Origin of the sequence: Brucella sp. JSBI001, from assembly GCF_026014005.1 — a bacterium.
Taxonomy (GTDB): Bacteria; Pseudomonadota; Alphaproteobacteria; order Rhizobiales; family Rhizobiaceae; genus Brucella; species Brucella anthropi.
Genome location: NZ_CP110339.1, coordinates 440,368 through 462,734, shown reverse-complemented (window position 1 = coordinate 462,734; position 22,367 = coordinate 440,368). Strand labels below are relative to the sequence as shown.

The window sequence follows — 22,367 nt, the reverse complement described above, 5'->3', positions numbered from 1 at the left end:
GGAACGGACGGCGAATAACCACCCCGCTCTCAATTGTTGCAAGTGCGATCATTCCGGGAAACCAGCTTCTGTCTTTCCGGGATCACGCTTCAGGAGCAAGGCAAATGTCAGACGATGTCGAACGCATTGACGTTCAGGCAGTCAATTCCCCCAAGACCCGGCAGTCGCTTTATGCGGCGCGGGTGAAGATTTTTCCGAAGCGTGTGCAGGGCGAGTTCCGGCGCTTCAAATGGATTGTCATGCTCATTACACTGGGCATCTACTATCTGACGCCCTGGCTGCGCTGGGATCGCGGTCCCTATGCGCCCGATCAGGCGGTGCTGATCGATCTTGCCAATCGCCGCTTCTATTTCTTCTTTGTCGAAATCTGGCCGCAGGAATTCTACTACGTCGCAGGACTGCTTATCATGGCGGGTCTCGGCCTGTTTCTTGTAACCTCCGTCGCGGGCCGCGCCTGGTGTGGATATACATGTCCGCAGACCGTCTGGGTCGATCTCTATCTGGTCGTCGAGCGCGCCATCGAAGGCGACCGCAATGCGCGCATGAAACTCGACAAGGCACCTTGGACCTTCGACAAGGTCTGGAAGCGGGTTGCCAAACACTCCGTCTGGATCGTCATCGGTGTTCTGACCGGCGGCGCATGGATTTTCTATTTCGCCGATGCGCCGAAGCTGCTCATGGATTTCGTGACAGGTCAGGCCGCACCCGTCGCCTATTTCACCGTCGCCATCCTCACCGCCACCACCTATATTTTCGGCGGGCTGATGCGCGAGCAGGTCTGCACCTATATGTGCCCGTGGCCACGCATTCAGGCTGCGATGCTGGACGAAAATTCGCTCACCGTCACCTATAATGACTGGCGCGGCGAGCCACGCTCACGCCATTCCAAGAAGGCGATTGCCGCAGGCGAAACCGTGGGCGACTGCGTGGATTGCAATGCTTGTGTCGCTGCCTGCCCGATGGGTATCGACATTCGCGACGGCCAGCAGCTGGAATGCATCACCTGTGCGCTGTGCATCGATGCCTGCAATTCGGTGATGGACAAGATCGACAAGCCGCGCGGTCTCATCTCCTATGCAACGCTTGCCGATTACGACTTCAACATGGCGCTGGCGACCAATAATGGCAGGGCTCCTATCGATCCGGCACGCGTCTACAAGGCGCCGAACAGCTTCTCGGACAAGGTGCAGAACCTGTCGTGGAAGAAGGTGTTGCGTCCGCGCAGCATGTTCTACTTCGCCGTATGGGCGCTGATCGGCCTTACACTCGTCATCTCGCTTTCGACGCGCCAGCGCATCGGCATCAACGTGTTGCATGATCGCACGCCGCAATATGTGCTTTTGTCGGACGGATCGATCCGCAATGGCTACACGGTCAAGCTGCTCAACATGATCCCGACGCCGCGCACCTTCCGCCTTTCCATTGAGGGCCTGCCGGGGGCAACACTGACGGTGCAAGACGAAACAGCGGATACAAACGGTAATTACGATGTTCCGGTGGAGCCGGACCGTCTGAAGACATTGCGTGTCTTCGTCACCATGCCGCATGATGCGATTACCGATCATCGCAAGGACTATGAAATCGAAGTGCGTGACGCAAACGGTGCGGAACATGCACGTTACAAGGCAACTTTCATGGCACCGGAGGGCAGATAATGTCGATCAAGTCGAAAACTCCAGGCACGTTTACCGGCTGGCATATGCTGGGCATCATGCTCGCTTTCTTCGGTGTCATTATCGCCGTCAATCTGACCATGGCCTATAATGCCATCCATAGCTGGAGCGGGCTGGTGGTAAAGAACACCTATGTCGCCAGTCAGGAGTTCAACGACAAGGCACAGACCGGCAAGGAGCAGGCCGCGCTGCAATGGCAGTCGAAGCCTGCTTTTGAAAGCGGCGTCTTCACCTGGCAGCTGGCCGATCGTGACGGCAAGGCCGTCGCCATGACCGGTGGCACGGTTGAGTTCAAGCGCCCGGTTGGCGATGTGAACGACACCAAGGTCACGCTGACAGTCCGCGAGCCCGGCGTGCTGACCGCTCCGCTGGAACTGGGCGAAGGCGCGTGGATCATGGAAGTCAATGCCGATGCCGGTCTTGAAGACCCCTATCGCCACATCATCCGCGTTCTTGTGAAGGACGGGAGGATACTATGAGCTGCTGCGTCGAGAATGCACAGATAGCCACCGTCGTTCAGGCCGTCTCTGTAGATGAAATGCAGGTCGCAAGCCGTGCGCTTGGAGACGGCTTTCGCCAGCTCGACCTGTCGGTTCCCGGTGTTCATTGCGGCCTGTGCATCAAGAATATCGAGGAGACGCTCGGCAAGATCGCGGGCGTTGCCTATGTCCGCGTCAACCTGACGGCGCGCCGCGTGACCGTGCGCTGGAAAGATGGCGAGACGCCGCCAGATGTGGTCGATCCGCTGCGCAGGCTCGGTTATGAAGCCCATATCTTCGATATGGCGCAGGACAAGGATCCGACCTTCACGCGGCTCCTGATCGCGCTTGGCGTCGCGGCCTTTGCTTCGAGCAATGTGATGCTTTTATCGGTCGCGGTCTGGTCGGGCGCGGACGCTGCGACACGCGACATGTTTCACTGGATTTCCGGCCTCATCGCCCTGCCGACGCTGATCTATTCGGGTCGCATTTTCTATGTTTCCGCCTGGAATGCGCTGCGCGCACGGCGCGTGAACATGGATGTGCCGATTGCGCTCGCAATCACGCTTGCCTTCGGCATGAGCGTTTATGAGACGATGAACCATGGCCAGCACGCTTATTTCGATGCATCGGTGACACTGCTGTTCTTCCTGCTGATCGGCCGCACACTCGATTACATGATGCGTGCCCGTGCACGCTCTGCCGTGCGCGGTCTGGCGCAGCTCGGCAGCCGCGGCGCTGTGGTGATTGGCGAGAATGACGAGCGCAATTACCTGCCGGTCAACGAAATCCGCCCCAGAATGCGCATCATCCTTGCGGCAGGTGAACGTGTACCTGTCGATGCCAAGGTGGAAGAAGGCCGCTCGGAACTCGATTGCGCCATTGCATCGGGTGAAAGCGATGCGGTCCCGGTTGGCCCCGGCTCGGATATCCGCGCAGGCACGCTTAATCTTTCCACACCGCTTATCATCCGTGCGACGGCGGAAGCCAAGGATTCCTTCCTCGCCGAAATGGTACGGCTGATGGATGTCGCCGAAGGCGGGCGTGCCTATTACCGTCGTCTTGCCGACCGTGCTTCCGAACTCTACGTGCCGATGGTGCATACGATTGCCTTTGCGGCCTTTGTCGGTTGGATGATCTACACCGGTGGCGACTGGTATCGCTCGATCTATATCGCGATCTGTACCCTCATCATCACCTGCCCTTGCGCGCTCGCCCTTGCAGTGCCGATTGTGCAGGTGGTTGCGGCCAGACGCCTGTTTGAAAATGGCATCATGATCAAGGACGGCTCCGCCATGGAGCGGATGGCCGAGATCGACACTGCCATTTTCGACAAGACCGGCACATTGACGCTCGGTCAGCCGAGGCTGATCAATGCCGATGCAATTGATCCCCACAATCTGGAGATCGCTGCCGAGTTGTCGCTTTATTCGCGTCATCCGCTGTCGCGCGCGCTTGCGCTGTTCTCGGGCGCAAAACCGATGACTGCCTTTACCCGTATCGAGGAAGTGCCGGGCGCAGGCATCGAAGCAGAGCTCAACGGCTCCATCTATCGGCTTGGCAAGCGGGACTGGGCGGATGGTACCGCTGTCATGCCTCATGCAGATGGCCCCGAAACCTGTCTTTCCATTGATGGCAAGCTGGTTGAAACCTTCCGCTTTGAAGATCAGCCGCGCGAAGACGCTGCCGGAGCCATCGCCACACTGAAGCGCAACGGCCTGAAGCTCGGCATCATTTCCGGCGACAGGCTGCCTGCCGTCGAAAGGCTAGCAGGCTATCTCGGCGTCGACAATTTTCAGGCTCAGGTACTGCCTGCCGATAAGTCGGAGCTGGTGCAGAAGCTGTCGAGCGAAGGCAGCAAGGTTTTGATGGTCGGAGACGGATTGAACGATGCTCCGGCCCTTGTCGCCGCCCATGTTTCCATGGCCCCGGCGACGGCAGCCGACATTGGCCGCAATGCAGCGGATTTCGTCTTTCTGCGCGAAAGCCTGTCGGCAGTACCGCTTGCCTTTGCCGTCTCGAAGGAAGCGGGCCGGTTGATCAGTCAGAATTTTGCGCTTTCCATCGGCTATAATATCATAGCCGTGCCGATTGCGATTTTCGGCTATGTCACCCCGCTGGTGGCTGCACTTTCGATGTCGCTGTCGTCCATCGTGGTCGTCAGCAACGCATTGCGGTTGCGGGCCGGAAAACAAAAGCAACAGACGCAGAAGACTATCGCGCCTGTTGCTATCATCAAGGAAGCGCACAAATGAGCGGACTTCTCTTTCTCATTCCCATCGCGCTGTTTCTGGGCCTGCTTGGCCTTGTCGCCTTTCTCTGGTCGTTGAAGAACGGCCAGTACGACGATCTGGATGGAGCAGCCAGTCGCATCCTGTTGGACGACGAGTCTAAGCCACTATCAAAATAGCTCTGAGATCATTGACATTCGTGCCGGTTGGCCCCGGTACGAACAGATCGCCGATGGCGTCGAATGCCGTCCATGCATCATTGGCGTTGAGCCGCGCCGCGCCATCCTCGCCCGCTTTTTGCAGACGCAAAACAGTGGAACCATCAGCAAAGGCTCCTGCATTGTCCTCCGATCCGTCGATACCATCCGTGTCGGCGGCCAGCGCATGGATATTGTCATAACCATCAATATCGAGGGCAAAAGACAGCAGGAACTCGCTGTTGCGTCCACCCTTGCCGCCCTTGCCGCGAATGGTGACGGTCGTCTCACCGCCTGACAGAATGACCACTGGCTTCCTGAACGGGCGGTCACGGTCGGCCACCTCGCGGGCAATCGCCGCATGAACATGCGCCACTTCCCGCGCCTCGCCTTCCATCGCATCGGAGAGAATCACCGCTTCGACGCCATGACGCGCGGCTTCCTTCACTGCCGCTTCCAGCGAAACAGCAGCGGAAGCAATGACGCGCACTTCGTTCCTCGCAAAAACCTTGTCATCCGGCTTTGGCGCGTGAGCCTTCTCGCTCTTGATGTGCGCAAGCACAGCATCGGGCAGTTCCAGTCTATAGCGTTCGATGATCTTCAAAGCCTCATCGCGGTTTGTCTCGTCCGGCACAGTTGGGCCGGAAGCCACGAAGGCCGGATTATCGCCCGGAATATCCGAGACAACGAGCGAGAACACCTTTGCCGGATGGGCGGCTGCGGCGAGCCTGCCACCCTTGATCGTCGACAGATGTTTGCGGACCGCATTCATCGCCGAAATCGGCGCACCCGACGCAAGCAGGATCTTGTTGACCGCGATTTCGTCCTCAAGCGTCAGCCCGTCCGGCGGCGAGGGCAACAAGGCAGACCCACCACCGGAAACAAGCGCCACCACGAGGTCATCTTCGGTGAGGTTGGACACAGCATCGAACAGTCGCTTCGAGGCTTGAAGCCCTGCAGCATCGGGAACCGGATGCGCGGCTTCGATGATTTCGATACGCGCGCAGGGCGCGCCATAACCATAGCGCGTGACCACCACGCCCTCCAATGGGGCATCGTGTTTCTCGGCCCAGGCCCGCTCGAAAGCCGCCGCCATTTGCGCCGAGCCCTTACCCGCACCGATGACAATCGTGCGTCCCTTCGGCTTGGCCGGAAGATTGGCACGGATCACCAGTTCGGGATCGGCAGCCGCAACAGCGGCATCGAAAAGGCTGGTCAGAAATTTCTTCGGATCGGCAATCGTGGTCATGAGTTTCCCGGTCTTGATTATCGTTTGACGGCACTATTCCGCGCTACACGTATAAAATCAATGGAGCCGGCCACTTCCTCCAAGCAGCCAGCTCCACCCCTCTCCCTCCAGAGAAGTCAGGTCTGTTTTAGCACCACAGTTGCAAACTCGTCAGGCTATGACGAAAAGAGTGATTTTCGAGCAACGGAGCGGAGCGTACTTAAGGGTACGTGAACACCGGAGCGCAAAAAATTGCTCTTTGCAGTCCGGCATCACGAGAAATGCAGCTGTAGTGTCAGGCGACGTCGTGGTTCGCCATCCGTTCCAGAGCACGCACCAGACCCGAATGGTCGAGACCATCATCGCCATGCGCCGCGCAGGAATTGAACAGTTCCTGTGCCGTGGCAGTGTTCGGCAACGAAACACCGAGCGCCTTTGCGCCTTGCAGCGCAAGGTTCAAGTCCTTCTGGTGCAGCGAAATGCGGAAGCCCGGATCGAAAGTACGCTTGATCATGCGTTCGCCATGCACTTCGAGAATGCGGGACGATGCAAAGCCACCCATCAGGGCTTCGCGCACCTTTGCCGGGTCTGCGCCTGCCTTGGAAGCGAAAACCAATGCTTCGGCAACAGCCTCGATATTGAGTGCGACGATGATCTGGTTTGCAACCTTGGTGGTCTGGCCATCACCGCAATCGCCGACGAGCGTGATGTTCTTGCCCATGAGCTTCAGGAGCGGCAGAGCGCGGTCGAACGATTCCTGCGAGCCGCCAGCCATGATGGAGAGGCTGGCATTCTTCGCGCCGACCTCACCGCCCGAAACCGGTGCATCGACATATTCGCCACCTGTCGCACGGACCTTCTTCGCAAATTCCTTCGTCTCGATGGGGGAAATCGAGCTCATGTCGATGAGCAACTTGCCTTTGCCAAGGCCACCGATCGCGCCGCCCTCGCCGAAGATAACTTCGGCTACCTGCGGCGTGTCCGGCAGCATGAGGATAATGGTGTCGCACTCTTCGGCAACAGCCTTCGGCGTTTCCAGAATTTGCAGACCGTTGTCGATCAGCTCCTGGCGCGGTGGAGGATTGAACCGGGAGGTGAAGAGCTGATGTCCCGCATCCTGCAAATGACGCGCCATCGGCGTGCCCATGATCCCCAGTCCGATGAAGCCTATCTTGGCCATGTCGCTTACTCCCTAATCAAATTTATGCGGTCAGCCGTTCTTTATGCGGTCAGCCGTTCGGCTTCATGGTTCTTGAACCAGCCGAGGCCTTCTTCAGTGGTGGTCTTCGGCTTGTATTCGCAGCCGATCCAGCCCTTATATCCGGCGTTTTTCAATGCTTCGAACACGTTCGGATAGTTGATCTCACCGGTGCCCGGCTCATTGCGGCCCGGATTATCGGCAAGCTGAACATGGGCAATCAGCGGCTTGTAACGTTCATACGTTGCAACCAGCTCGCCGCGTGTCCGCTGCTGATGGTAGAGATCGTACTGGATGAACAGGTTGTTGCTGCCCACTTCGTCGATGATCGAAACCGCCTGCTCCACCGTGTTGAGATAGAAGCCCGGAATGTCATAGTGGTTGATCGGCTCGATCAGCAGGCGAATGCCATGCTTGCCCAGTTCCTTTGCCGCCAGACGCAGATTGCTGACAAAAGTGGCGCGCAAAACGTCCGGATCGACACCTTGCGGGGCAATGCCGGAAAGGCAGTTGACCTGCGAACAGTTGAGCGTCGTGGCATAATCGATGGCATCGGCCACACCGCGCCGGAAATCATCGACGCGATCCGGCAGAACCGCAATGCCACGCTCGCCGCCAGCCCAATTGCCTGCAGGCAGATTGTGCAGGACCTGCGCCAGATTATGCTTGGTCAGCGCCGCCTTCAGCTCGTGCCGGTTGAACTCGTAAGGGAAGAGATATTCCACCCCGGTGAAACCGGCCTTTGCGGCCAGTGCGAAGCGGTCCATGAAAGGCACTTCATTGAAGAGCATTGTGAGATTGGCTGCAAATCTCGGCATTTTCGCCTCCTTGTAATTCTCTATTTGCGCAATTGCGGACAAAACCGGGAATTGCTCTTAATCCAAAAGCGCTGCGATAGCGGTCGGCGCATCTTCGCCACGTTCGGCCAGTTCCTCGAATTCGACAACCTGATCGATGTCGACACCCATGGAAATATTGGTAACGCGTTCCAGAATGAATTCCAGAACCACCGGCACCTGATGCTCCGCCATAAGCGCTTTTGCCTGTTCAAAACTTTCGGCAAACTGGTTGGGGCTGCGAACCCGGATCGCCTTGCAGCCGAGGCCTTCGGCGACAGCCACGTGATCGACGCCATAGCCCTTTTCCGCGTCGCCATTGGCATTGATGTTGTCGAAGGCGAGGCTCACCTCGAAATCCATGTTGAAGCCGCGCTGCGCCTGGCGGATGAGACCGAGATAGGAATTGTTCACGACCACATGAATGTAGGGCAGCTTGTGCTGTGCGCCGACCGCCAGTTCCTCGATCATGAACTGGAAATCATAGTCGCCGGAAAGTGCCACAATCGGACGGTCAGGATCGGCAGCACGCACACCGAGCGCTGCTGGCAGCGTCCAGCCGAGCGGACCGGCCTGACCGCAATTGATCCAGTTGCGTGGGCGATAGACATGCAGGAACTGCGCACCCGCAATCTGGCTGAGGCCAATGGTCGTGACATAGCAGGTATCGCGACCGAACGCCTTGTTCATCTCCTCATAAACGCGCTGCGGCTTGAGCGGCGTCTGATCGAAATGCGTCTTGCGTAGCATGGTGCGCTTGCGCTCGCCGCATTCCTTGGCCCAGTCCGACCAGTCACGCAGCTTGCCGACAGACTTCCATTCGGTCGCAACGTCCAGCAGCAGCTTCAGCGCCTTGCCTGCGTCGGAAACAATACCGAAGTCCGGTGCAAAGACACGGCCGATCTGCGTCGGCTCAATGTCGATATGGATGAACTTGCGATCTTTCTTATAGGTGTCGACATTACCCGTATGACGGTTTGCCCAGCGGTTACCGATGCCGATGACGACATCGGAGGCCAGCAGATTGGCATTGCCATAGCGGTGCGAGGTCTGCAGACCGCACATGCCTGCCATCAGGCGATGGTCGTCGGGAATGACGCCCCAGCCCATCAGGGTCGGGATGACCGGAATGCCTGTGATTTCGGCGAACTCAACCAGAAGATCGGACGCATCGGCATTGATGATGCCACCACCAGCAACGATCAGCGGACGTTCCGCCTCGTTAAGCATGGCGAGCGCCTTTTCGGCCTGTGCCCGCGTAGCAGCAGGCTTGTAGGCTTCCATCGGCTGGTAAGTGTCGATGTCGAATTCGATTTCGGCAAGCTGGACATCAATCGGCAGGTCGATCAAAACCGGGCCGGGACGGCCCGACTTCATGATGTGAAACGCCTTCTGGAAAACAAAAGGCACCAATGCCGGTTCCATGACCGTGACCGCCCACTTGGTGACAGGGGCTGCGATCTTGGCGATATCGACCGCCTGAAAATCTTCCTTGTCCAGACGTGCACGTGGCGCCTGACCCGTGATGCAGAGGATCGGAATCGAGTCGGCGGAAGCCGAATAGAGACCCGTGATCATATCCGTTCCGGCGGGGCCGGAGGTGCCGATGCAGACGCCAAGATTGCCATGCTTTGCACGGGTATAGCCCTCGGCCATATGCGAAGCACCTTCGACATGACGCGCCAGTATGTGGCGGATCGAGCCGCGCGCTTTCATCGCCGAATAAAATGGATTGATCGCTGCGCCCGGTACACCGAAAGCACAATTGATCCCTTCTCTTTCCAGCACAAGCACGGCTGCATCGACTGCACGCATTCTGGCCATGACGGCTCCCTCCTCAAGCGGCGTCCGTTCCTGTGGAACAGCTATTGCCGCTTTGTTTCTTTTTCTCACGCATTTCCAGACGCAAACGGCTTACGCACTTTTGCTGGAAATGCTCCGTGGAATTAATCTCCATTTACAAAAGCTAATATCAAAAATGGAAATGCATACCATTATATGGAAATAAAGATTTTCAACGGAATGGAGATAATCCGCCGATGCCTTTCCGAGTAGCAATGGATGCGATAGTGGTAATTCGTGAGTTTAGAGCGTGGTTCGATCTGATTGAATCAGATCACGCTCTAACTGTTTGTTTTGACGCGCATCTTGTCCGAAAACCGTTTCACACTTTTCGGGATGCGCTCTAAGGCGGGATTCGGAGACGATGATGGAACAGGCAAAGGTAAAGCGGGGCCGCAAGGCGGCGGAAAACGCCGCGCCCTCGTCTGTGCAGGTTCTGGACCGAAGCCTGAAGCTGCTGGCATTAATCGCCGAAAATGACGGTTCGACACTGACCGACCTTGCCGATGAAAGCGGTATGGCGCCCTCCACCGTGCACCGCCTTCTGTCGTCGCTGGCAAATCACGGTATGGTTTCCCACGATCTGGAAAGCGGAGACTGGACCATCGGCGTCAAGGCTTTCGAAATCGGCAATGCCTTTCGCCGGTTCCGCAAGCTCGGCATTCTGGCGCGGCCTTATCTCAAGACATTGATGGAAACGAGCGGCGAAACCGCCAATATCGGCGTCGAGGACGGCGGCGATGTCGTGTTCATCTCGCAGATCGAAAGCCATGCGCCGATGCGTGCCTTTTTCCGGCCCGGGCGGCGCGGGCCCATCCATGCATCCGGCATTGGCAAGGCCATATTGTCCACCTGGTCGGACAAGGAAATCGCGCACGCTCTTTCGGGGCGCATGCTTGAGCATTTCACGCAGCGCACGCTCGACAGCCTGCCCGCGCTCTTGAAAGACATTCAGGCAACCCGCACCCGCGGCTGGTCTGTTGATGATGAAGAACATACGCTCGGCATGTGCTGCATCGCCGCTCCCATCTTCAATGAATATGGCGAGGCGATTGCTGGTATTTCCGTTTCCGGCCCTGCGGTGCGCCTGCCGAAAAAGAGACTCGAGGAGTTCGGGCCGCTGATCCGCTCCACCGCCGACGAGCTGACCCGGGCCATGGGCGGCAAACGCCCGGAAGAGTTTTAAAAAAAGACCCGCAGCGGATCGCTCCGCCACGGGTCATCCTCCTCCAAGAATTGGGGTAATCAGGCCAGTTCGGCCTTGAGCGGCTTGCCAGCCACATAGGTTTCGACGATGGCGCGGTCATCGCCCAGCGTTTGCAGCAGGAACAACTCCTGCTCAAGCGTTGCCCCTGCAGCCATGCGAAGCCGCATCGGCGATGTCGCCGATGAATCCAGCACCACGATATCCGCTTCCGTGCCCTCGTCGAGCGTACCGATCTTGTCTTCCATCGACAGCGCACGGGCATTGCCCAGCGTCATCATGTAGAATGACTGGAACGGGTTCAGACGCTGTTCGCGCAGCTGCAGGACTTTGTAACCCTCGTCCATGGTGCGCAGCATGGAGAAACTCGTGCCGCCGCCGACATCGGTCGCCACCGCCATGCGCACGCCTGACGCTTTCAAGCGGTCACGATCGAAAAGACCCGAGCCGAGGAACATATTTGAAGTCGGGCAGAACACGGCAATCGAACCGGTTTCCGCCATGACGCGCACTTCGCGCGGCTCCAGATGGATCGAATGGCCAAGCAGGGTCTTGTCACCCAATAGACCGTAATGCTCGTATATGCCGAGATAGTCCGGTGCATCGGGATAAAGCGACTTGGTGAAAGAGATTTCGTCGTGATTTTCCGAAAGATGCGTCTGGATGTAGCTGCCGGGATGCTCACGAACAAGCGCCTGGCTTGCCTCAAGCTGCTCCGGTGTGGACGTAATGGCAAAGCGCGGGGTGATCACATAATCGAGGCGGCCTTTGCCCTGCCAGCGTGCGATCAGCGCCTTCGTATCGTCATAGCCGGACTTTGCCGTGTCGCAGAGTGCTGGCGGCGCATTGCGATCCATCATGACCTTGCCGCCGAGCATGCGCATGTTGCGATGTTGCGAGGCGCGGAAATAGGCATCGACGCTCTGCGGATGTACCGAGCAGTAAGCAACCGCCGTGGTGGTGCCGTGGCGGATCAGCTCGTCAAGAAAGCGCTCCGCAATGAATTCGGCATGCTGCTCATCGGCAAATTTCTGTTCAGCGACGAACGTATAGGTGTTGAGCCACTCCAGCAGATTGGCTGCATAAGAAGCGACCACCTGCGTCTGCGGATAATGGATATGCGTATCGATGAAACCGGGCAGAATCAGGTGCGGGCGATGGTCGGCGACGTTGACGTCGTTGCCTGCCATGCTGCTTACTTCAGCATAGTCCCCGACGCGCTGAATGCGGCCATCTTCGACAAGGACAGCGCCGTCTTCGATATAGCGGTAAGCGGCATTGTCATCGAGGCTCTGCGGTTCGTCACGAAAGGTCAGCACGCGGCCGCGGATCAGAAGCTTGGTCATTTTAGTCGTGGTCCTTATTTCGTGCCTTGCGTGGCGGACTGGTACCAGGAGGCAAGAAGCTGGCGCTCTTCCTCGCTCACGCCGGTGACATTGGCGGGCGGCATGGCATGTGAGCGACCTGCCTGCAAATAGATTTCACGCGCATGCGCGGCAATATCCCGGTCGGTATCCAGCACGACGCCCTTCGGTGGCGCAATGATGCCTTCCCAGCCCGGCTCCTTGGCGTGGCACATGGCGCAGCGCCCCAGAACGGTATCCCGCACTTTTTCAAAGTGCGGGTCCGAGATGAAAGACTGCTGCAATGCCGAAACCTTCTGTTCTTCCGGCTCACCGGTCAGAACCTTCGGCACTGTCGAGAGCCAGATGATGATGATGAACAGGATCACCGTTACCAGCCAGGTCCAGGTCGGGCTGCCCTTGCGGGCATGCTGTGTGTTGAACCAGTGGCGGATCGTGACGCCCATCAGGAACACCAGCGAGGCGATGATCCAGTTGAATTGCGTCCCGAAAGCCAGCGGATAGTGGTTCGACAGCATCAGGAACAGAACAGGCAGCGTCAGATAGTTGTTATGCGTCGAACGCTGCTTGGCGATCTTGCCGTATTTCGGATCGGGCTTGCGGCCTGCGATCAGATCCGCCACCACGATCTTCTGGTTCGGGATGATGATCATGAACACGTTGGCGGACATGATGGTTGCCGTGAAGGCACCGAGATGCAGGAAGGCGGCGCGGCCTGTAAACAGGTGCGTATAACCCCAGGCCACCACCACCAGAATACAGTAGAGAATGACCATCAGCAGCGTATCGCTCTTGCCGAGCATGAACTTGCAGATGGTGTTATAGGCGATCCAGCCGAAGGCCAGCGAACCGATCGAGATCGCAATGGCGACCGGTACGGAAACATCGAGCACATTCGGATCGATCAGGTAGAGATCGGCGCCGGCATAGTAGACGATGCAGAGCAGCGTGAAACCCGACAGCCACGTGGCGTAGGATTCCCATTTGAACCAGGTAAGGTGTTCCGGCATTTCGGCGGGCGCAACCAGATATTTCTGGATGTGATAGAAGCCACCGCCATGGACCTGCCATTCCTCGCCATGCGCGCCTACCGGCAAGCCGGGACGCTGGCGCAGACCGAGATCAAGCGCGATGAAGTAGAAAGACGAGCCGATCCACGCAATCGCGGTAATCACATGCAGCCACCGCGCTGCGAAGCCCAGCCAGTCCCAGGCTACGGCGAAATCATACATCAGGCACTCCCATTTCTTGACCCATTTTTGAGCCCCATTGTTCGTTGTTGCATTATGTGCCAAAGGAATCAGGTTCAGGGAACGTCACATCACGACCAGCACTTTCAAAAAAATCTAGACAATCGTGGAGGGACGTATGTCATATCTTGATAATCTGCGCGTTTTTGTGCGCGTTGTCGAATTGGGAAATCTATCTGCAGCGGGTCGCGACCAGCGCGCTTCGCCAGCAGTTGCAAGCAATCGAATCAAAGAGTTGGAGAAGCACCTGGGGGTCAGGCTCTTCAACCGGACGACACGCAAGCTTACGCCGACCGAACACGGTCGCGTATTCTATGACGGTGCGTTGAAAATCCTCGAAGCTGTGGATGAGGCGGAAGCTGCCGTGGCTGAACTGGCGAAAAATCCCAAGGGATCGATTCGCATTACCGCTCCGCTTGGCTTCGGGAGACGGCTGATTGCATCGGGAATTCCGGAGTTTCACGACAAATATCCGGATATCGAAGTACGGCTTCGCCTGTCCGATCATGAAGTCGATATTATGAGCGAGGGCGTCGATGTGGCTTTCAAGCTCGGTGTTCTGGAGAATTCGAACCTGCGTATGCGCGGGATCATGAATTGCGAGCGCGTGATCTGTGCAGCGCCTGCATATCTCGAGAAACATGGGGTTCCGCAGTCTCCTGACGAGTTGCTTGGCGACAAGCATGACTGTCTTCTGCTGCGTTTTCCAGGCTCAAAGGAATATTTCTGGTCCCTGCAAACGGCGGAAGGTCTGCGCAAATTCGAAGTCACCGGGCCATTTGACTCGGATGATGGCGACGTATTGACGCAATGGGCGCTTGGCGGGCGCGGCATCATCAACAAGCCGCTGTTCGAAGTGAAAGAATATATCCGTGACGGACGGCTGGTTCCAATCCTCGAAAGCACACCACCGGCGCCGATCCAGCTTGCTGCGATCTACCCGCACAAGCGCTTTCAGGACCCAAAGGTACGTCTGATCATCGATTTCATGACGGAGCGGTGCCAGCGATTGATCCGCGAGGCTTTGGTGTAGAGCGGCTCAAACCGCTCTATTCCTTTGTTTTTCAAATATTATATCGTGCGAAACCTTCTCGCGCTTTACCGGAAATGCGAAAGAAAACCCGCCTGATCAGGCGGGTTGCGATACACGTACGGAAGTCAGCACCGCCGTCAGAACTTCGGCTGCGGCCAATGCCGCAATGACTTCCGGCCTCTTGTCTTTCACAACGGCTCCGCCGACGGGACAGACAAGATTTTCAAAAAGATTGTCGCTACCGATTTCGCGTTTCAACCAATTTTTGAAAGTAGCTTTTTTGGTCTTCGAGCCGATCATGCCGACATAAACGGCATCGCGTCGCTGCAATGCCTCAGCGACGATCAGAAAATCCAGTGCGTGGTCATGGGTGAGAACGATAAACGCGCTACCCGGCGGGGCGGAACGCACCACCTGTTCGGGCATGGCCGACAGACAGGTTTCGACGCCCGGCACATCGCACGCCATCAGCTCCGCTTCCCGCGTATCCACCAGAATGACCCGGACGGGCGTGAGCGAGAGAGCACTCGCCAGCGCATCACCAACATGGCCCGCGCCGAAGACATAGACATGCGGGCGCGTGGCTATTTCCGCATCGACCTTGCTGACAAGCTCGTCGGTGAGCCCACGGCTGACACGCCTGAAGCTCAGGCCTACCCGTCCGCCGCAGCACTGGCCGATTTCGGGCCCCAGTGGCACATTCATGGGTGGAACGTCCTTGGGTGAGTCCCTGCCGCCAAGCAGCACCTTCCGGGCATGGTCGATAGCCATATATTCAAGCTGACCGCCACCGATCGTCCGGAAGATCATATCGCGGGCAACCAGCATCCACGCCCCGGCATCGCGGGGTGCGGAACCTTTCACATCGGTGACTTCAACCAGCACACTATCGGGACGCCGGTTGAGAAAAGCCCGGATATCGTCGCGCGCGCCTGGCATCTCTCTAGCCCTTTTGCTTGCGGAGCCGTTCGATGGCCATCAGCACACGTTCCGGCGTTGCTGGCGCATCAAGACGCGGGCAGACCTTGTGATCCGCCACGGTTGCAATGGCGTCGGCCAGAGCATGCAGCACCGACAACCCAAGCGGCAACGGCGGTTCGCCGACAGCCTTGGAACGATGGATCGTCGGCTCATAAGCCTCCGACCAGTCGGTCAGCGCGACATTGAAGATCTTGGGCCGGTCAGAAGCCAGCGGGATCTTGTAGGTGGATGGCGCATGGGTGCGAAGCCGCCCCTTGTCGTCCCACACAAGCTCCTCTGTCGTCAGCCAGCCCATGCCCTGCACGAAGCCGCCTTCAACCTGACCGATATCGATGGCGCGGTTCAGGGAACGCCCGGTATCATGCAGAATATCGGTGCGCTCCACCACATATTCACCAGTCAGAGTGTCGACGGAAACTTCGGAACAGGCTGCTCCGTAAGCATAGTAATAGAAGGCATGGCCCCGGCCCTTGGCACGGTCCCAGTGGATTTTCGGCGTCTTGTAGTGACCTGCCGCCGACAGCTGCACACGACCGATAAAGGCCTGCTTCACGAGATCGTTGAAGCTGATTTCCTGATTGCCGACGCGAACCCGGTTGGGAAGGAAGACAACCTGATCTTCCGGCACCTGATATTGCTGTGCCGCAAAATGGATGAGACGTTTCTTGATCTGGCGGGCTGCGTCCTGTGCAGCCATGCCGTTGAGATCGGCACCGGAAGAAGCCGCCGTCGGCGCCGTATTTGGCACCTTGGCGGTGGTCGTCGCTGTGATCTTCACCCGGTCGATGTCGATCTGGAATTCCTCGGCCACGACTTGCGCCACTTTCAAATGGAGCCCCTGCCCCATTTCCGTGCCGCCATGGTTCATATGCACCGAGCCGTCATTGTATACATGCACCAGAGCGCCAGCCTGATTGGACTCCGTCTTGGTAAAGGAGATGCCGAATTTCACCGGCGTCAGCGCCATGCCGCGTTTGACATAACGGCTTTTCGCGTTGAACTCGCGGATCGCTTCGCGGCGCTTCGCGTAATCTGAACTTTCCTCAAGTTCCGAAACGATGCGCTGGATGATGCAATCTTCGACCTTCTGATGGTAAGGGGTGACGTTGCGTGTGCCGTCCTTACCCATCTCGTCGTAGAAATTGCGCTTGCGGATTTCGAGCGGGTCCTTGCCGACGGCGAAAGCCACCTCATCGATCACGCGTTCTGCACCAACCATGCCCTGCGGGCCACCGAAGCCGCGAAACGCCGTATTCGACACGGTGTTTGTGTAAAGCGGTGCCGACTGTGCATGAACTGCCGGGAAGAAATAGGCATTGTCGCAGTGAAACAGTGCGCGGTCTCCGACAGGTCCGGAAAGGTCTGCCGAGAACCCGGCATTGAGGGCAAACAGATAATCGATGCCCAGAATATTGCCGTCATCGTCGAAGCCGACTTCATAGTCGATGACGAAGCCATGGCGCTTGCCGGTCGAGGTCATGTCCTCGTCGCGGTCGAGCCTGATCTTCATGGCGCGCTTGTGCTTCTTGGCAGCAATGGCTGCAATGGCCGCCCACTGGTTGGCCTGCGTTTCCTTGCCGCCGAAGCCACCGCCCATGCGGCGCACTTCCACCGTCACGGAATGGCTCGGCACGCCCAGCGCATGGGCAACCAGATGCTGGGTTTCGCTCGGCCCCTGCGTGGAGCAATAGACGGTGACGTCCTCATCCTCGCCGGGGATAGCCAGCGAAACCTGGCCCTCAAGATAGAAATGATCCTGCCCACCAAGATACATGCGGTTCTTGATACGGTGCGGCGCAGTATCAATGGCCGCACGTGCATCACCGCGCTTCAGCGTCAGCGGCGTGGTGACAAGCCGGTCCTTCAGACCGTCCAGCGCATCGATGGAATAGATACCTGTCGTTTCTTCATATTCGATCTTTGCCAAACGCGCAGCGCGGCGCGCCTGATCGCGGCTTTTCGCGATAACCGCAAAGATCGGCTGACCGTGAAACTCAACCTTGTCGACGGCAAAGATCGGGTCGTCATGCATGCCCGATGGCGAAACATCGTTTTCGCCGGGCACGTCCTTGTAGGTCAACACGTCGATCACGCCGGGAGCGGCGCGCACCGCCGACAAATCAATCGACTTGAATGAACCATGTGCAACGGACGAATAGCCGACCCCGATATGCAACGTGCCTTCGGGCTCTGGTATATCGTCGATGTAGACAGCCGTTCCCGTCACATGCTTGTGCGCGGAATCGTGTTTCTGGTCGGTCGCGACGCCACCCACAATGCGGGCAGCTTTCAATGCATTTGCAGGATGCTTGTTCATGATTGCCTCCTCACGCCGCCGCGATTTCAGCCGCACGCAGCGGCACGTAACTGCCTTCCGTTTCGGCGAAGAAACGCCGCAACAGATTGCGCGCCGCGAGCAGCCGGTAATCCGCTGTCGCGCGCATATCGCTCAAGGGCGTATAGTCTTGTGCATAGGCTTCCAATGCCGCTTCAACCGTAGCCTCGGTCCAGGGCTTGGCCGTCAGTGCGGCTTCCACCGTGCTGGCGCGCTTCGGCGTTGCGGCCATGCCGCCATAAGCGATGCGGACCGTTTCCACATTGCCTGCCGCGTCGAGCGTCAGATGGAAAGCGCCGAGCGTCGCCGTAATGTCTTCCTCGTAACGCTTCGACACTTTGTAAATGGCAAAATGGCTGCCTTCTGCCGGAACCGGTACATGCACGGCTTCGACAAACTCGCCGGGCTGGCGATCCTGCTTGCCATAAGCGATGAAGAACTCTTCCAGCGGTATAGTGCGGCGTTCCGCCCCTTTGCGCAGCGTCAGTTTTGCATTGAGCGCGATCAGCGGCGGCGGCGTGTCACCAATCGGCGAACCATTGGCGATATTGCCGCCGATGGTTCCCATATTGCGCACCTGCTCACCGCCAATGCGGTTGATGAGCTGGCCGAGCTGCGGAATGCGCTTGGCAAGAAATCCGAATGCTTCCGTGTAGGTGACACCTGCGCCGATGGTAACGACACCATTTTCCTCACGGACGGAGCGCAGTTCCTCCAGATGACCGATGAAGACGACCGGGGAAATGTCACGCATCATCTTGGTGACCCACAAGCCCACATCGGTAGAACCGGCAACGATGGTCGCCTTCGGCTCTGCCGCCAGGATGGTGGCGAAATCATCGAGATCACCGGGCACAATCAACCGGTCCTTGCCTTCACCCACTTCCACCCGAACGCCATCGCGCATGGCCGTCAGCTGTTCGAGAACATGGGCGCGTTCAGCAGCAAGCGGGTCTTCCATGACCGTACCGTAGTCGGAAATGATGCGGGCAGCGCGCATGATCGCCTCATAGCCCGTGCAGCGGCAAAGATTACCTTGTAATGCCTTTTCGATCTGTGCATCGGCGGGCTTCGGTTCGCGCATCCACAGAGCGTAGAGTGACATGACGAAGCCCGGTGTGCAGAAGCCGCATTGCGAGCCATGAAACTCGATCATTGCCTTCTGCACCGGATGCAGATCGCCATCGGCGCCGCGCAGATGCTCGATCGTCACGACATGGCAGCCATCCAGCGAACCCATGAAGCGGATGCAGGCATTGACGCTTTCGTAAACGAGCTTGCCGTCGGAAATCTTGCCGACCAGCACCGTGCACGCACCGCAATCGCCTTCGCCGCAACCTTCCTTGGTGCCGCGCAGCTTGGCGGACAGCCGCAGATAGTCGAGCAACGTTTCGGTCGGGGAAACGCGGTCGAGTTCAACCTTTTCACCGTTCAGAAGAAAGCGGATCGTGTGTCGCACAGACTGGTGCACAGACTGGTTCATGGCGCTTAGCTCCCGCGATAGGTGGAATAGGAAAACGGCGAAACGAGAAGCGGCACATGATAATGCGCTTTTTCATCGGAAATGCCAAAGCGCAGAGGGACGACATCGAGGAACGGTACGACATCATCTGTCTTGCCGAAATATTCGCCGACATGGAACAGAAGCTCGTAGGAACCGGCCCGCAAATTCTCGCCCGACAGAAGCGGCTCGCTGCAGCGGCCATCGTCGTTGGTGCGAATTTCCCGGATTGGTTCGGCCTGCTGATTCTCGACGCGACGCAATTCGATGCGCAGATTTGCCGCCGGCTTGCCGCTTACCGTGTCGAGGACATGCGTCGTCAACCGGCCATTACCGCTGTTTTCCTGACCCATTTACACTCCTGCAGCTTGCTGATTCTCTCATCAAATAGATTGGAAAATGTTACAAGCTTTTGATTTCCGGTGGTTTATTTGAGCCCAACGTCGCCATCGGCTGTGGGGGCCGCAAACCACACCATGTTCCCAGCATTTAGTATTTCGCGATCCTCCTCATTCTGAAAGATGGTTATCGTTGGATGTCTTTCAAATTTTTGGAGGGGAATAATAGCGATAAATCTTTATTATCATGGATAAAACGAACGAAAACGAGGGAAGACCCGCAATGAAATATCCGCGCAATCTCGTCGGCTATGGACGCAACACGCCAGATCCGCGCTGGCCGGGAGGAGCCAATATCGCAGTTCAATTCGTCGTCAACTATGAGGAAGGCGGCGAATGCAGCATTCTCGACGGTGACGCGGCCTCCGAATGCCTTCTGTCCGAGATTGTCGGCGCGCAGCCCTGGCAGGGCCAGCGCAACCTGAATATGGAATCCATCTACGAATATGGCGCCCGATCCGGCTTCTGGCGCTTGTGGCGCGCCTTCACCCGCCGCAACATGCCAGTCACCGTCTATGGCGTGACACTCGCCATGGCACGCAATCCCGAAGCCGTTGCCGCCATGAAAGAGGCTGACTGGGAAATCGCCAGCCACGGATTGCGCTGGTGGGAATATAAGGACGTTCCCGAAGAGATCGAACGCGAGCATATCCGCGATGCGGTACGCCTTCATACGGAACTTACCGGCTCGCGACCGCTCGGCATCTATCAGGGCAAGCCGTCCGACAACACGCTGAAACTGGTGATGGAAGAAGGTGGCTTTCTCTATTCCGCCGATTCCTATGCCGACGAGTTGCCTTATTGGGTTGAAGGTCCGAAGGGACCGCACCTGATCGTGCCCTACACGCTCGACGCCAATGATATGCGTTTTGCGACGCCGCAGGGTTTCAATTCCGGCGATCAGTTCTACACCTATCTGAAGGACACGTTCGACGTGCTCTATCGCGAAGGCGCGGAAGGCGCACCGAAGATGATGTCCATTGGCCTGCATTGCCGCCTTGTCGGTCGTCCCGGCCGTGTGGCCGCGCTCGAACGGTTCCTCGACTATGTGCAAAGCCATGACAAGGTATGGGTCGCCAAGCGCGTCGACATTGCTCGCCACTGGCACGAAAACTACAAGCCCGTCACCGCCGACGTCGTGCCTTCGAAAGCCAGCAGGGATGCGTTCGTCGCACGTTATGGCAGCATTTTCGAGCATTCGCCATGGATTGCCGAACGTGCATACGATGCGGGTTTCAGCCTGGAGGAAGATACCGCATCCGGTCTTGCGACCGCGATGACGAAGGCATTCCGCGCCGCCTCGGCAGATGAGCGGCTTGCCGTGTTGAAGGCGCACCCGGATCTTGCTGGCAAGCTCGCACAGGCCAAACGGCTGACAGCGGAATCGACCGCCGAACAGGCTGGTGCGGGTCTCGATGCGCTGACTGATGCGGAAAAGCAGACATTCACCGAATTGAACGACGCCTATACGGCGAAGTTCGGCTTTCCGTTCATCATCGCCGTGAAGGGACGCAACAAAAAGGAAATCCTCGACGCTTTCCAGCGCCGCGTTTCCAATGACCGCGATACAGAATTTGAAACGGCTTGCGCTCAGGTGGAGCGCATCGCCCTCCTGCGCCTCAAGGATATTCTGCCGGAAGCGCTCTACTGATCCTTGCAGCCCGGAAGGTCGACTTCCGGGCGCATTCATTCCATGATCTCACGACAGGTTTTCCAGAACTCGCCGTGAGTGCCAGCTTCTCACATAAGGAATTCCCCACATGGGCAACGACAAGAACAATCGCAGCTATTATGCACCGACTGGCGGATTGCCGCCGCAGACCCAGCTCCTCACCGATCGCGCCATGTTCACCGAAGCCTATGCTGTGATCCCCAAGGGCACGTTCAGCGATATCGTGACGAGCTTCCTGCCCTTCTGGGACAAGACACGGCTTTGGGTGATTGCCCGCCCCCTCTCCGGCTTCGCCGAGACCTTCTCGCAATACATCATGGAAGTGCAGCCGGGCGGCGGCAGCGACCGTGCCGAACTGGATGAAAGCGCGGAAGGCGTGCTGTTCGTGGTCGAGGGCGAAATCGCCGTCACCGTAGCTGGTAAAACGCACACGCTGACCGAAGGCGGCTACGCTTATCTGCCGCCGAAAAGCGGCTGGACACTTCGCAACAACGGCGCGACGACGGCCCGCTTCCATTGGGTGCGCAAGGCTTATGAATATGTCGACGGCCTCGATGTTCCCGAACCGCTATTCCTCAACGAAAAGGATATCGCGCCCAATCCGATGCCGGACACCAACGGCGCCTGGGCGACGACCCGCTTCGTTGATCCGAATGACCTGCGCCACGACATGCACGTCACCATCGTGACCCTGGAGCCCGGCGGCGTCATTCCTTTTGCCGAGACCCACGTCATGGAACACGGCCTCTATGTGTTGGAAGGCAAGGCCGTCTATCGGCTCAATCAGGACTGGGTGGAAGTGGAAGCCGGCGACTTCATGTGGCTGCGCGCCTTCTGCCCGCAGGCCTGTTACGCAGGCGGCCCCGGCAAGTTCCGCTATCTGCTCTACAAGGACGTCAACCGGCATATGAAGTTTTCCCGATAAAGGAGAGCAGTTCATATTCT

General features: G+C 57.9%; 18 protein-coding genes. 8 read left to right on the top strand and 10 right to left on the bottom strand.

The window, feature by feature from the left end; translation table 11 throughout:
- Positions 1-104 precede the first annotated feature (104 nt).
- From ccoG to ccoS, 4 genes are read left to right on the top strand one after another with little or no spacing between them, the layout of a single operon-like run.
- Positions 105-1,655, top strand: coding sequence for a cytochrome c oxidase accessory protein CcoG (ccoG, locus tag LJ361_RS02100; RefSeq protein ID WP_166943056.1), 1,551 nt, complete (start codon positions 105-107; stop codon positions 1,653-1,655).
- The gene (locus tag LJ361_RS02095) at positions 1,655-2,152 is read left to right on the top strand and encodes a FixH family protein (protein ID WP_166943058.1); all 498 of its coding nucleotides are present in this window, start codon (positions 1,655-1,657) and stop codon (positions 2,150-2,152) included. Before ccoG ends, LJ361_RS02095 begins: the two co-directional genes overlap by 1 nt.
- Positions 2,149-4,407: a cation-translocating P-type ATPase gene (locus LJ361_RS02090; protein WP_166943061.1), complete on the top strand. Its 2,259-nt coding sequence runs from the start codon at positions 2,149-2,151 to the stop codon at positions 4,405-4,407. Before LJ361_RS02095 ends, LJ361_RS02090 begins: the two co-directional genes overlap by 4 nt.
- Positions 4,404-4,562 (top strand): cbb3-type cytochrome oxidase assembly protein CcoS, encoded by a 159-nt coding sequence (ccoS, locus tag LJ361_RS02085; protein WP_010658285.1) that lies wholly within the window; start codon positions 4,404-4,406, stop codon positions 4,560-4,562. Before LJ361_RS02090 ends, ccoS begins: the two co-directional genes overlap by 4 nt.
- Here ccoS and LJ361_RS02080 read toward each other — a convergent pair.
- The 4 genes from LJ361_RS02080 to gcl form a co-directional block, all read right to left on the bottom strand.
- The gene (locus tag LJ361_RS02080) at positions 4,543-5,829 is read right to left on the bottom strand and encodes a glycerate kinase (RefSeq protein WP_166943063.1); all 1,287 of its coding nucleotides are present in this window, start codon (positions 5,827-5,829) and stop codon (positions 4,543-4,545) included. The two genes, ccoS and LJ361_RS02080, sit on opposite strands and share 20 nt — an antisense overlap.
- 274 nt (positions 5,830-6,103) lie before the next feature.
- Positions 6,104-6,988: a 2-hydroxy-3-oxopropionate reductase gene (locus LJ361_RS02075; RefSeq protein WP_029925676.1), complete on the bottom strand. Its 885-nt coding sequence runs from the start codon at positions 6,986-6,988 to the stop codon at positions 6,104-6,106.
- Positions 6,989-7,029: 41 nt separating this feature from the next.
- The gene (gene hyi, locus LJ361_RS02070) at positions 7,030-7,824 is read right to left on the bottom strand and encodes a hydroxypyruvate isomerase (RefSeq protein ID WP_010658282.1); all 795 of its coding nucleotides are present in this window, start codon (positions 7,822-7,824) and stop codon (positions 7,030-7,032) included.
- 57 nt (positions 7,825-7,881) lie between these two features.
- Entirely contained in the window at positions 7,882-9,666 is a 1,785-nt protein-coding gene (gcl, locus tag LJ361_RS02065; protein ID WP_151615021.1) for a glyoxylate carboligase, read from the bottom strand.
- A 385-nt stretch (positions 9,667-10,051) separates the two neighbouring features.
- Here gcl and LJ361_RS02060 point away from each other — a divergent pair, with 385 nt between their 5' ends.
- Positions 10,052-10,870, top strand: a complete 819-nt coding sequence (locus LJ361_RS02060; protein WP_166943066.1) for an IclR family transcriptional regulator — start codon at positions 10,052-10,054, stop codon at positions 10,868-10,870.
- Between the two features lie 59 nt (positions 10,871-10,929).
- Here the strand turns inward: LJ361_RS02060 and guaD are convergent, their stop codons facing one another.
- Together guaD and LJ361_RS02050 are read right to left on the bottom strand one after the other, a co-directional pair.
- On the bottom strand, positions 10,930-12,234 hold the full coding sequence (guaD, locus tag LJ361_RS02055) for a guanine deaminase (protein WP_094541495.1): 1,305 nt from the start codon (positions 12,232-12,234) through the stop codon (positions 10,930-10,932).
- Positions 12,235-12,248: 14 nt separating this feature from the next.
- Complete coding sequence (locus LJ361_RS02050) at positions 12,249-13,484, bottom strand: urate hydroxylase PuuD (RefSeq protein ID WP_010658278.1); 1,236 nt, start codon at positions 13,482-13,484, stop codon at positions 12,249-12,251.
- Positions 13,485-13,620: 136 nt separating this feature from the next.
- On the opposite strand from LJ361_RS02050, the gene LJ361_RS02045 reads away from it, so the two are divergent.
- Complete coding sequence (locus LJ361_RS02045) at positions 13,621-14,535, top strand: LysR family transcriptional regulator (RefSeq protein ID WP_010658277.1); 915 nt, start codon at positions 13,621-13,623, stop codon at positions 14,533-14,535.
- A gap of 96 nt (positions 14,536-14,631) precedes the next feature.
- Here the strand turns inward: LJ361_RS02045 and xdhC are convergent, their stop codons facing one another.
- The 4 genes from xdhC to uraH are packed head-to-tail and all read right to left on the bottom strand — an operon-like array spanning position 14,632 to position 19,705.
- Positions 14,632-15,474, bottom strand: coding sequence for a xanthine dehydrogenase accessory protein XdhC (xdhC, locus tag LJ361_RS02040; RefSeq protein ID WP_010658276.1), 843 nt, complete (start codon positions 15,472-15,474; stop codon positions 14,632-14,634).
- Positions 15,475-15,478: 4 nt separating this feature from the next.
- Positions 15,479-17,833, bottom strand: coding sequence for a xanthine dehydrogenase molybdopterin binding subunit (gene xdhB, locus LJ361_RS02035; protein ID WP_010658275.1), 2,355 nt, complete (start codon positions 17,831-17,833; stop codon positions 15,479-15,481).
- A gap of 10 nt (positions 17,834-17,843) precedes the next feature.
- Entirely contained in the window at positions 17,844-19,322 is a 1,479-nt protein-coding gene (gene xdhA, locus LJ361_RS02030) for a xanthine dehydrogenase small subunit (RefSeq protein WP_182505873.1), read from the bottom strand.
- Between the two features lie 17 nt (positions 19,323-19,339).
- Positions 19,340-19,705 (bottom strand): hydroxyisourate hydrolase, encoded by a 366-nt coding sequence (gene uraH / locus LJ361_RS02025; protein ID WP_094514808.1) that lies wholly within the window; start codon positions 19,703-19,705, stop codon positions 19,340-19,342.
- A 268-nt stretch (positions 19,706-19,973) separates the two neighbouring features.
- Between uraH and puuE the strand changes: the two genes are divergently transcribed.
- Both puuE and LJ361_RS02015 read left to right on the top strand, forming a co-directional pair.
- Positions 19,974-21,401, top strand: a complete 1,428-nt coding sequence (gene puuE, locus LJ361_RS02020) for an allantoinase PuuE (protein ID WP_151688946.1) — start codon at positions 19,974-19,976, stop codon at positions 21,399-21,401.
- 109 nt (positions 21,402-21,510) lie between these two features.
- Positions 21,511-22,347 carry a bifunctional allantoicase/(S)-ureidoglycine aminohydrolase gene (locus LJ361_RS02015; protein ID WP_010658271.1) on the top strand — a complete coding sequence of 279 codons (837 nt, stop codon included), beginning with the start codon at positions 21,511-21,513 and terminating at the stop codon, positions 22,345-22,347.
- Positions 22,348-22,367 lie beyond the last annotated feature (20 nt).

Bases quoted from the DNA above. Each gene is read 5' to 3' on its own strand.
- LJ361_RS02015 (WP_010658271.1), top strand. From the start codon at position 21,511: ATGGGCAACGACAAGAACAATCGCAGCTATTATGCACCGACTGGCGGA.
- gcl (WP_151615021.1), bottom strand. From the start codon at position 9,666: ATGGCCAGAATGCGTGCAGTCGATGCAGCCGTGCTTGTGCTGGAAAGA.
- LJ361_RS02050 (WP_010658278.1), bottom strand. From the start codon at position 13,484: ATGTATGATTTCGCCGTAGCCTGGGACTGGCTGGGCTTCGCAGCGCGG.
- LJ361_RS02075 (WP_029925676.1), bottom strand. From the start codon at position 6,988: ATGGCCAAGATAGGCTTCATCGGACTGGGGATCATGGGCACGCCGATG.
- ccoS (WP_010658285.1), top strand. From the start codon at position 4,404: ATGAGCGGACTTCTCTTTCTCATTCCCATCGCGCTGTTTCTGGGCCTG.
- ccoG (WP_166943056.1), top strand. From the start codon at position 105: ATGTCAGACGATGTCGAACGCATTGACGTTCAGGCAGTCAATTCCCCC.
- LJ361_RS02060 (WP_166943066.1), top strand. From the start codon at position 10,052: ATGGAACAGGCAAAGGTAAAGCGGGGCCGCAAGGCGGCGGAAAACGCC.
- LJ361_RS02095 (WP_166943058.1), top strand. From the start codon at position 1,655: ATGTCGATCAAGTCGAAAACTCCAGGCACGTTTACCGGCTGGCATATG.
- xdhC (WP_010658276.1), bottom strand. From the start codon at position 15,474: ATGCCAGGCGCGCGCGACGATATCCGGGCTTTTCTCAACCGGCGTCCC.
- LJ361_RS02045 (WP_010658277.1), top strand. From the start codon at position 13,621: ATGTCATATCTTGATAATCTGCGCGTTTTTGTGCGCGTTGTCGAATTG.
- puuE (WP_151688946.1), top strand. From the start codon at position 19,974: ATGAAATATCCGCGCAATCTCGTCGGCTATGGACGCAACACGCCAGAT.
- hyi (WP_010658282.1), bottom strand. From the start codon at position 7,824: ATGCCGAGATTTGCAGCCAATCTCACAATGCTCTTCAATGAAGTGCCT.
- LJ361_RS02090 (WP_166943061.1), top strand. From the start codon at position 2,149: ATGAGCTGCTGCGTCGAGAATGCACAGATAGCCACCGTCGTTCAGGCC.
- xdhB (WP_010658275.1), bottom strand. From the start codon at position 17,833: ATGAACAAGCATCCTGCAAATGCATTGAAAGCTGCCCGCATTGTGGGT.
- LJ361_RS02080 (WP_166943063.1), bottom strand. From the start codon at position 5,829: ATGACCACGATTGCCGATCCGAAGAAATTTCTGACCAGCCTTTTCGAT.
- uraH (WP_094514808.1), bottom strand. From the start codon at position 19,705: ATGGGTCAGGAAAACAGCGGTAATGGCCGGTTGACGACGCATGTCCTC.
- guaD (WP_094541495.1), bottom strand. From the start codon at position 12,234: ATGACCAAGCTTCTGATCCGCGGCCGCGTGCTGACCTTTCGTGACGAA.